Here is an 8597-nt window from a genome sequence, read left to right as displayed (position 1 = left end):
CAATTGGGCGATGCGTTTGCCGGTGACCATGCGGTTGAATTCGGTGATCGCCTCTTTGCGGCCGCCGGGCCGGTCCGGTCCGACCGTGTTGGCGAACGCTTCACGCAGTGCTTGCAGCGCGCGTTTGACACCGGGTTCGCCTTGTTTGCCGAGGCGCAGCAGCCCCGCGACACGCGCCAAGATCGCGTCGTGACGGCTGGGGCCGTACAGCTCGGTCATGGCCTGGCTAAGTTTGAACAGCACACGCTGCGACGGTTCGCCTTCGGTGACGGCGGCGTTGATGTCGTAGGCCTCTTCGCCGAGGTCGGTGTTGTTGCGCGCGTGGTCGTCGTCCCGCGCCAGCGCCTTAAGCCACGCCGGCGGCAGATCGGGTATGTCGGCGGGGTAGGGCACGTCGATCGGGGCGCCGTCGATGCCGAGCCACCGGTATTGCCGCCCGGAGGGGTGGATCGACGGCCAGCACATGACGTAGCGGTGGTGGCGCTGGCAGATTTCGACGTCGCCGATGCCGAGCTCGGGGAATCCGATCTGGCCGGGCAGGACCATCCCGGCTGGGATGCGGTACAGGCGGACGCCGGATACCGCGTCGTCGCGGCTGCTGCTGCGGGGGCTGTACGGTAATCTCCCCCAACGTTTCTCGGCCTCGGCGAGCGTCTGGGCGCCGGTTTCGCCGTCGTAGGCGTCGACGTCGATGCCGATCATGCCAGCGGGTAGCCGGATGGCGATGTTACCTCCGGGCTCCTCCTCGGCCCACGCGCAGCAGTCCGGGTAGGAGGGGGCGCCGCCCTCGTGGCCGGTGAACCCAGGCGGGGGCGGCCATTTGGTGTGTGCCGCCAGTTTGATGGGCGCCCAGCCGCGCTGGCGGTAGGTGTCGTAGGCGGCGGCGTACACGGCGGCGGTCATGCCGCCTCCCAGCGCTCGGCGATGAACTGGGCAGCTCGGCGGCTGTGGCCGCCGCGGCGCCAGAGCACCTGCAGACCTTCACGATTCGGCGCCGGCGTCAGCCCGTGGTCGAGCAGATGCGTCGCGGCGTCCGGGTAGCCGCGCACACCGGGCGGCAGGTAGTGCCAGGGGTCCGAACGGCCGCTGTCCAGGACTGGTAGTCGCCAACTCGCGGCGCGGCGTGCGCGCAGTTGTCGGGGCACGGATGTAGAGTCAGAAGCGACTCGACTTGGGTGGTGCCGGTCAGTCTTGGAGGCCGTCTCGGTGGTGTTCCCGCCGGGGCGGCTTTCTCGTGGCGGGCTCACGCTGCACCGCCGAAGGGTTGCATGGCGGCGTCGATCTCGTTTAGGTCCAGTCGGACCAGGCGGCCACCGCTGCGGTAGCCGCGAAGACGCCCGTCTGCGAGCATCTGGCGAATAGTTCGCGTAGTTACCTGAAGGTATTCGGCGGCTTCGCTGACCTTGACGTAACGACGGCGCGGCGAGGTGAGGGGGTCTGGCATCTCGGGTTCCTTCGGCATCGAAATGATGCCGTCCACCCGAGGCTCGGAGACGGGACGCTCTTATGAGCGCAGCGGAGACATTACCATTTGAAATGCGCAACCATGCGGCACAACACGCCGAGCGGAATCATGCGACGCGGCTGGCTTTCACCTGGGGACGGGACTAGCGGCCACTCATCGATCCTGGCCGCGAGCTGGTCGGCGATCGGCACCAGGTTCTTGGGGTCCGAGAGTTGCGCTTGCTGGGGGCACGCCACGCAACGGACGATCCATGTGGAATGGCCATCGGCCCATGTAGTTTCGGTAACCGCGTGTTCTGCCCATGATTTCGCAGCCTGCCTGTAATGCTTTCCATGATGTCTGCCGTCTGCCACGGTGAACAGGGCGGCCGTATCCTCTTCACCAATCCCCCTGACAGAAAGTGAGCCACCGACTGGGCGGCGGTCATCGATGAACGCGACGGCCTTCGCTTCGCCTCCGCAGTTGCATACGACGATGTACTTGATTGGGCTATCGCCGTTCATCGCGGCGCCCTGTTCTCGACGAGTTTGCTTAACAGGGCGGCGATTTCACGGTCACGGCCCTTGGCGGCATGCTGGTAGCGCATCGCAGCGGCCGGTGTTGAATGGCCTAGTCTCGCCATCAGTTCGGCCAGACTCGCGCCGGTGGCGGCAGCCAGGACTGCACCCGAGTGGCGCAGATCATGAAAGCGTAGGTCTGGCCGCTTGGCCTTGTCGCGGGCTTTGTAGAAATGCCGTTGCAGCGTGGCAGGCGCCAGATGACCGCCGCTGTACGCCGCGAACAGAAGTGAATCACGTTCCTTGCCAACGTATTTCGACAGATGGTCCTCAAGCACAGGCAGCAGGTGCGGCGGGATCGCCACATCGCGGACGCCGGCATCAGACTTGGGTGTGGTGACCTGGAAGCCGGTCTTTGTGCGGACGACGGCGCGGCGTATTCGGATCACTTCGTCATACAGGTCGAGGTCCCTGCGCTGCAGCTCGGCCAGTTCCCCGAACCGAAGCGCGCACCATGACGCAAGCAAGATCATGGCCTGGTATTGCTGGGGCATCTCCCTGGTGATGATCTCCAACTCGTCGAGCGTGGCGGGTCGGATCTTATGTACCCGTCTGGATGTGCCAGCGCCGCGGATCACACACGGATTCACGGCGATCTTTCCGTCACCGGCTGCGGTGCCCATGATCGTGCGCAGCAGGCCGTAGCAGTGTGCTCGCAGCGTCGGCGCCTTGGTGCCGAACTTTGCATGCCACGACCGCACATCGTCAGGCGTGATAGACGGCAGCGGCAGCGACGCGAACGGCGCCTTCAGCAGATGCTGATCCAACAGTTTTCGATAGTGCTCGCGGGTCCGGTCCTTCAGATCACGCTCTGCTAGCCATTGATCGGCATACTGGGCGAACGTGATCTTGGCTGGCTTTTGCTCGGCGGCCTCAGTCGGTTCCCACGCCTTGCGCACAATCTCGGCTTGGCGCAGCGACAGCCATGACCGAGCCTCCCTCTTGGTGAGAAACAGGGTCGGGGCCTTGTATCGGCGGCCGTCTGGGCCGTAGTACATCGCGCGGTAGCCGGTCTTGAGCTTGTCCACCGAGCCGAAGGTGCCGCTCGCCCTGGTCTTGCGGCCCGCTCCGCGCGTCACTGTGCGCCTTCCAGTCCTCAGTTCATGAACTAAATGTGAACTGACCATAGCACACACAATTCCGCTTGCTTCCGCTTGGCTCACGCTGTACTGTCTGAGGTCAGCGCAGGTAATGAGCTGTTTGCGCTGGCCAAATACACAGAGCTAGCAAACCGATTGGACTGGTTCAATCCCAGTACCGCGCACCACGTTTGACCTGAGGTTTCAAGATCTAATGACGGTCGCGTGACCTCAATATGACCTGACCAATCATTCTGCTAGGAACCGGCATGGAAGGTAGCTAGCCATGCCCACCACACCAACCCAGCCCCGACGTTCCCCTGCCTGTCGGCGCGGTGAAGGCCGATGATTGGGAAGACGATGGCCCGCAGCCATACCGGGTCATCTTCGGCGCTGACAGCGGTCCAGTCGTCAGAAACTACGGCGGGGACTCGATCACCATCGAGACGACTGCCGCCCAACTCGCTGACGGCACCATAGACGACGGCAGCCAAGTACAAACTCCCCGCCCGCGCCGCAGCCGGTGCGATACTTGCGGTAGGCCGGCCAAAAAAGGGACATGAGATGAACAAGCTCGCGGCATGGCTGGTGATATCCACATCAATAGCCTCGGCGATGGTGGCGCCCATTGCCGCCGCGCCCCCCGCACACGCCTGCACCGTGGTGGGGAGTGGCTCGGATACTGTGGTTTCGTCGGCGGGGCCGTGGGATGTCTGCAACGTTTGCACGGGGCTGACTTGCACGAACGGCGCCGGAAACGTCGGTCCTGCTTGGGCACCCGCAGTCGGTCCTGCTGCTTGGGCACCCGCGGTCAGTCCTGCTTGGGCACCCGCAGTCGGCGGCGCCGGCTGCTACACAGTTTTTCCCTGGTTGGATCTTTGCCAAGGTTGACGGCCAGCCATATACACACCCCACGACCGTCTCGTCCTATCAACGTCGCCTGACCACCGTGGAAACAGCCGCGGGTTCTCGCGTTCGATGTCAAATGATCGCTGCCATGCCGTTTCGTCGTCATCCCACAATTGCGCGCTGGCCTCACGGGTCTGCCGGTTCACGGTGACCACCCAGCAACACTTCACCACCGTCACATCGGTCATCACTCCCCCTCCTGCGGAATCCCAGGACCTTTATCACTAGTGCTAAGCAGTTGTCCCAACTCGTCAGTGACGGCAGAGCGCAACTGTCGCTTCGTCCGCGAGCCCCTGTCTGTCCGACACTGCCAGCCCAGGTCCCTGTCCGCTGGCCTGGCGAACGGGCGCGCCCTCGTTCTGATGTAGGTAACGGGGTGTCGCAGTTAGCCGAACCGCCCTATGCTCAGTGCATGCGCGATCGCGACACGATCGACTTAGAATTGCGGTCATCGCTCTTGCGCGCCGATTTATCCGTGAGCAGGGCGGGCAGCCGTCGTGCCGAGAGGCCGACGAGCTGCTCGACGAACGCCTAGGCCACCGCGCGGAGGCCGTCGAGGCGTTATCCGACACCGCGGCAGTTGAAGCGTGTACGACCGAGGTTGGCGCCGACACCTGTTCGCAGTGCGACGAAACCGACGACATCGCGCGTGACGGATGCAAGCATGTGCTACGCCGCTTCGGCTCCCTCGCGGCGTTGCCGCTATCTCTGGCGGCGACCGCCGCGGTCTGGGCGGTGCCGTTCGCGGTCAACCACGCAGACTCAGCGGCGCAGCAGACGGTAGTCCCGCCGTTGGCCGAGGCGTCCAACCCGGTTGCGCGGCCGACGGTACTCCCGCCGCCGGGCGAGCCGTCCAACCCGGTTGCGCGGCCGACGGTACTCCCGCCGGCAGCCGAGCCATCCAACACGACTGCGCAGCCGACCGTAGTCCCGCCTTCGGCCGAGCCATCCAACATGACTGCGCAGCCGACGGTAGTCCCGCCTCCGGCCGGGCCGTCCAACCCAGTTGCGCCGAAAGCGCCCGCTCCGCGGCTTCACATCGTCGACAGGGCGCTGATCGACGGGTCGAAACCGTACGACCCCGCAAGCCCGGACGAGATGCAGCAGGCATTGCAGAAAGCTCTATCTGATCTAAAAGCCATCCCAGGTCTGGAGGGCATCGCAGGTCTGCAAGGTATCGCAGGTCTGCAAGGCATCCCGGGTCTGCAAGGCATCCCAGGCCAGTAGTAATCAAGGTCATCGCGACACCCTGACCCATTGCCAAGTTGGCGTTCGTGGTGGAAGGCGACATGCTTGCGAATGAGGCGTGACAGGATGGCCAGCATGAGCGAACACGCTGGGCCAGCTATTAGCACCAGCGACACGCAGGCCACTCGGCGCCGATCCCGGCGGCTACCTACTCTATGGGGCAACTACGCCAAGGCCCTCTTGACGGCCGGTGCCGACGCTGAGAAGGCAGGCGTCGACGTTGCTCTCACTCCCAACGATGCCCGCGAGCTGGCCGGCGCATTACTTGCCGCTCGCGAAGCGTGGGACGACCAAGACACTCATCGGACCCCAATGCGCAACCCTAAACTGCCTACTGTGGCAGGCGCCTATTCGAGGCTAGCCGAAGCCGTTGAAGATGCGGAAAACAACGAAGCCGAACAGATAACGGTCACCGCAGCTGACGTTGACGTCCTGCTTACCTTCGCGCAGAGGCTCTACCAAGAGATAGAACTCGGCGCGCCAGAATCGCCAAAGTCACGAGCACGGCCAGATTGGCCCCGGTGGCATTGACCGTAATTTGCTCGCTCGCCAGGAGTCAACCAGAACGGCCCTCGGCTATGACGAGCTTGCTCTGGCTCATCAATAGTTAGTGCGGTTGACAACACCGCCATCCAGCTCAGCTTTCGTCGTGGTTACCTCCGTCGTGTTAAGCATCAAGGCCGGCAGCCGAACCAGGTTCTAATGACCCACTATCCCGCTGCATCGGGGCACAACTCTTGGTGGGCTGCATCAAAAAACGCTTGGGCCTGAGTAGGCGTGGGTGCGGTAGGGAATTCCTCGGCCTGGAAGCGGTTTACCTCGTCCGGTATTGAAACCCCATTCGCCAGATCGTCGCATATGCCTCGTCCGAAGTTCACCAATACAGCTGGATCGCGGACGGTGAAAATGCCATGCTGACCCAGGTTGGCGAGGAAGTTGTTTTCGTCCGCCTTTGCGCACGGAGCCAACGCGATTACATTGGCCGCCACGACGAGACCAATAGCGGCCTTGCCCATGATGTGCGCCACTTCGCCTTCCTTTTTCAATTCGACGCCCCTTCCTCTGCGGGCAGTTCCCGAAAGGGACGTTCGGCAAACCGGCACCTCAGGACAGGAAACCAATGGCTTGCACGCTTCAGCTCGACCGTTAGGCTTCGGCACCATGCGCGGACCGGAGGACCATCGACAGCGAGCTACGGCTGCTGGCAGCGGTGCGCCGGTCAATCCGCGACCACTGCGGCGAGCCATCTAGTCGTCGGCTCCAACGAGTTGCTCGATGAGCGCCCAGCGCAGACGGCCGGCCCCGGGGAGGACACGGCAATCGACGCACGGCGGTTGGCGTGTGGAAAAGTCGCGGTTTACAACCGCACGCGTGGCACCATTGCGGGATGATCGCGCGTCGCATCCCTCATTTGCTTGCTGCTGCGGTAGTCGCGGCGTCGGGCGTTAGCCTTTCCGTCCTCGCGTCTGCAATTCCCTCCACCGCAGCCGATCCCTGTCCGGATGTTCAGGTGGTGTTCGCCCGCGGCACCGACGACCCTCCTGGGGTCGGCCCGACCGGACAGGCATTCATCGATGCACTGCGCCCGCAGGTCGGCGCAAAATCGCTCGACGTATATCCGGTCAACTACCCCGCTACATACGACTTTACGAACGCGGGCAAAGAGGGGATCAGAGACGCGAGCGCGCATGTTGTTTCGATGACGCACGACTGCCCCAACAGCAAGATGGTGCTCGGCGGTTTTTCCTCGGGCGCGGCCGTCATGGGTTTCGTCACCTCGGCTGCCGTACCGGCTGGGATCGATCCGGAGAGCGTACCCAAACCGATGGACCCCGAGGTGGCCAACCACGTCTCCTCGGTCGTGCTCTACGCACTGCCAAGCGACAAGATGATGAACTTTTTCGGCGCGCCCCCGGTCGTCATCGGGCCGCTCTATCAGGCCAAGACCATTACGGTATGCGCTCCCGAGGACCCGATCTGTTCCGACGGCGGTAGTTTCGAGGTACATAAGACGTACTCGACCAATGGCCCAATAATTGACCAGGGCGCGGCCTTTGCGGCCAGTCGTCTTGGCGGGGGTCCCGGTGCGCCAGCGGGTGCGGGTCCTGGCGCGTCGACCACCGGCGCCGGGGCTTCGTCTCCCGGCGGAGACTTTGGCGCTTAATCCGTGATGCAGCCTTTGTTTCGCGCGTGCAGGCAGACGAGCAACGGCGCTAGATCATATCGCCTGAGGCGATGGTGAACTGTGGCGGCTCGATCACACGTTATTGCACGAAGAATGCCGTGCCCGCCGACCAGGTGCTCAACGAGCGCCTGGCGGACTGCGGCGCGACCGGCCAGGACGCTGCCAGCGGTCTGTGGCGGCCGCCAGTAAACCACCGCATCGCTTGCGCTACCACCGGCTCACCGCGCTGGCCGCAGAGCAGAAGTATGACCGCGTACCCAATGATCCAGAGGTTAAGGAAGCCGGCCTCGACCGTGCAGAAGACCAGGTAAGCGTTCACCACGCTCGAGTACCCGCTCATGCGGTTTTATGAACGCCTGCCGCCCCGTCGCTCACGGATGCGTAACCGGTCCAGAACATCGACCACTCCGCACAGGCGCGATAGAGCCACACTCGTCACACATCACGCGGTCACCATCAGGCATTGAGAAAACCGGCATCTTTAGGTGCTAGGTCATCAGAACGGCACCGTACAGAACGTACCAAAGTGCAGATTTCGATTGTGAGCAAACGGTATTCACGCCGTTTCTTTGCTGTTATGACCAGACCACTATCGTGCCCCAATGAAAAAGCAGCTGGCGGCAACAACATATGCCGTCTTGCTCTGCACAAGCACGGTCGTTGGCATGTCCGCTGCAAAGGCCACCATCCAAATTCCCGACATCATTTGCTCAACCGTTCATCCCGACACGGCCACCGCGAACGGCCCACGTATCCAGCACATCACCGTCGACGAAAATCCCGTGTCCGTCCTGCTTCCGCCGCAGTATGACACCTCGATGCGGCGTTATCCCGTGCTGTACCTCTTGTATGGGGCAGAGTCAAACGTGGACTCGTTTCTGACCCGCACCAATCTCATCTCGGTGACAAGCACGTTCCCTGACAACCAACAGTTCATCGTTGTTACGCCGTCCGGCGGGCTGACTGGCTTCTACGTCGACTGGAAAGATGGCAGTCACAACTACGAAACGGAGATCATCAACCGGGTCATCCCAGCGATCGACACGCAATTCCGCACACTGCCTGACAAAGGCCACCGCGCGGTGGCCGGCGTCTCGATGGGTGTTGACCGGCACTCAGGGTGAGCATGATGGCGGCGTTGATGGTGAGGATGT

General features: G+C 63.1%; 11 protein-coding genes. 3 read left to right on the top strand and 8 right to left on the bottom strand.

The genetic code is table 11. The features are described 5' to 3' along the window. From ACFE99_RS19215 to ACFE99_RS19190, 6 genes are all read right to left on the bottom strand, one after another. Nucleotides 1-903 (bottom strand): bifunctional DNA primase/polymerase (locus tag ACFE99_RS19215; protein ID WP_375488023.1); only part of this gene is annotated, 903 nt, incomplete at its 3' end. After that, nucleotides 900-1145, bottom strand: coding sequence for a hypothetical protein (locus tag ACFE99_RS19210; protein ID WP_375488022.1), 246 nt, complete (start codon nucleotides 1143-1145; stop codon nucleotides 900-902). The genes ACFE99_RS19210 and ACFE99_RS19215, both read right to left, overlap by 4 nt. A gap of 98 nt (nucleotides 1146-1243) precedes the next feature. After that, the gene (locus tag ACFE99_RS19205) at nucleotides 1244-1444 is read right to left on the bottom strand and encodes an excisionase family DNA-binding protein (protein WP_375488021.1); all 201 of its coding nucleotides are present in this window, start codon (nucleotides 1442-1444) and stop codon (nucleotides 1244-1246) included. Between the two features lie 80 nt (nucleotides 1445-1524). Beyond that, on the bottom strand, nucleotides 1525-1968 hold the full coding sequence (locus tag ACFE99_RS19200) for a hypothetical protein (protein WP_375488020.1): 444 nt from the start codon (nucleotides 1966-1968) through the stop codon (nucleotides 1525-1527). After that, nucleotides 1965-3101: a tyrosine-type recombinase/integrase gene (locus ACFE99_RS19195; protein ID WP_375488019.1), complete on the bottom strand. Its 1137-nt coding sequence runs from the start codon at nucleotides 3099-3101 to the stop codon at nucleotides 1965-1967. The genes ACFE99_RS19200 and ACFE99_RS19195 overlap by 4 nt, the downstream gene beginning before the upstream one ends. Nucleotides 3102-3358: 257 nt before the next feature. Next, nucleotides 3359-3730 (bottom strand): hypothetical protein, encoded by a 372-nt coding sequence (locus ACFE99_RS19190; RefSeq protein ID WP_375488018.1) that lies wholly within the window; start codon nucleotides 3728-3730, stop codon nucleotides 3359-3361. A 688-nt stretch (nucleotides 3731-4418) separates the two neighbouring features. Here ACFE99_RS19190 and ACFE99_RS19185 point away from each other — a divergent pair. Beyond that, nucleotides 4419-5237, top strand: coding sequence for a hypothetical protein (locus ACFE99_RS19185; RefSeq protein ID WP_375488017.1), 819 nt, complete (start codon nucleotides 4419-4421; stop codon nucleotides 5235-5237). 731 nt (nucleotides 5238-5968) lie between these two features. On the opposite strand, the gene ACFE99_RS19180 is transcribed toward ACFE99_RS19185, so the two are convergent. Further along, the gene (locus tag ACFE99_RS19180) at nucleotides 5969-6304 is read right to left on the bottom strand and encodes a DUF732 domain-containing protein (protein WP_375488016.1); all 336 of its coding nucleotides are present in this window, start codon (nucleotides 6302-6304) and stop codon (nucleotides 5969-5971) included. A gap of 341 nt (nucleotides 6305-6645) precedes the next feature. On the opposite strand from ACFE99_RS19180, the gene ACFE99_RS19175 reads away from it, so the two are divergent. Beyond that, nucleotides 6646-7422 (top strand): cutinase family protein, encoded by a 777-nt coding sequence (locus ACFE99_RS19175; RefSeq protein ID WP_375488015.1) that lies wholly within the window; start codon nucleotides 6646-6648, stop codon nucleotides 7420-7422. A gap of 100 nt (nucleotides 7423-7522) precedes the next feature. On the opposite strand, the gene ACFE99_RS19170 is transcribed toward ACFE99_RS19175, so the two are convergent. Continuing rightward, nucleotides 7523-7783 (bottom strand): hypothetical protein, encoded by a 261-nt coding sequence (locus ACFE99_RS19170; protein ID WP_375488014.1) that lies wholly within the window; start codon nucleotides 7781-7783, stop codon nucleotides 7523-7525. Between the two features lie 262 nt (nucleotides 7784-8045). Here ACFE99_RS19170 and ACFE99_RS19165 point away from each other — a divergent pair, with 262 nt between their 5' ends. Further along, a complete protein-coding gene (locus ACFE99_RS19165) occupies nucleotides 8046-8567 on the top strand; it encodes an alpha/beta hydrolase (protein WP_375488013.1) in 522 nt (173 codons plus the stop codon). Nucleotides 8568-8597: the final 30 nt, after the last annotated feature.

The sequence above is a fragment of the uncultured Mycobacterium sp. genome, assembly GCF_964249325.1.
Taxonomy (GTDB): domain Bacteria; phylum Actinomycetota; class Actinomycetes; order Mycobacteriales; family Mycobacteriaceae; genus Mycobacterium.
This window is presented reverse-complemented; position numbering and strand designations above follow the sequence as displayed.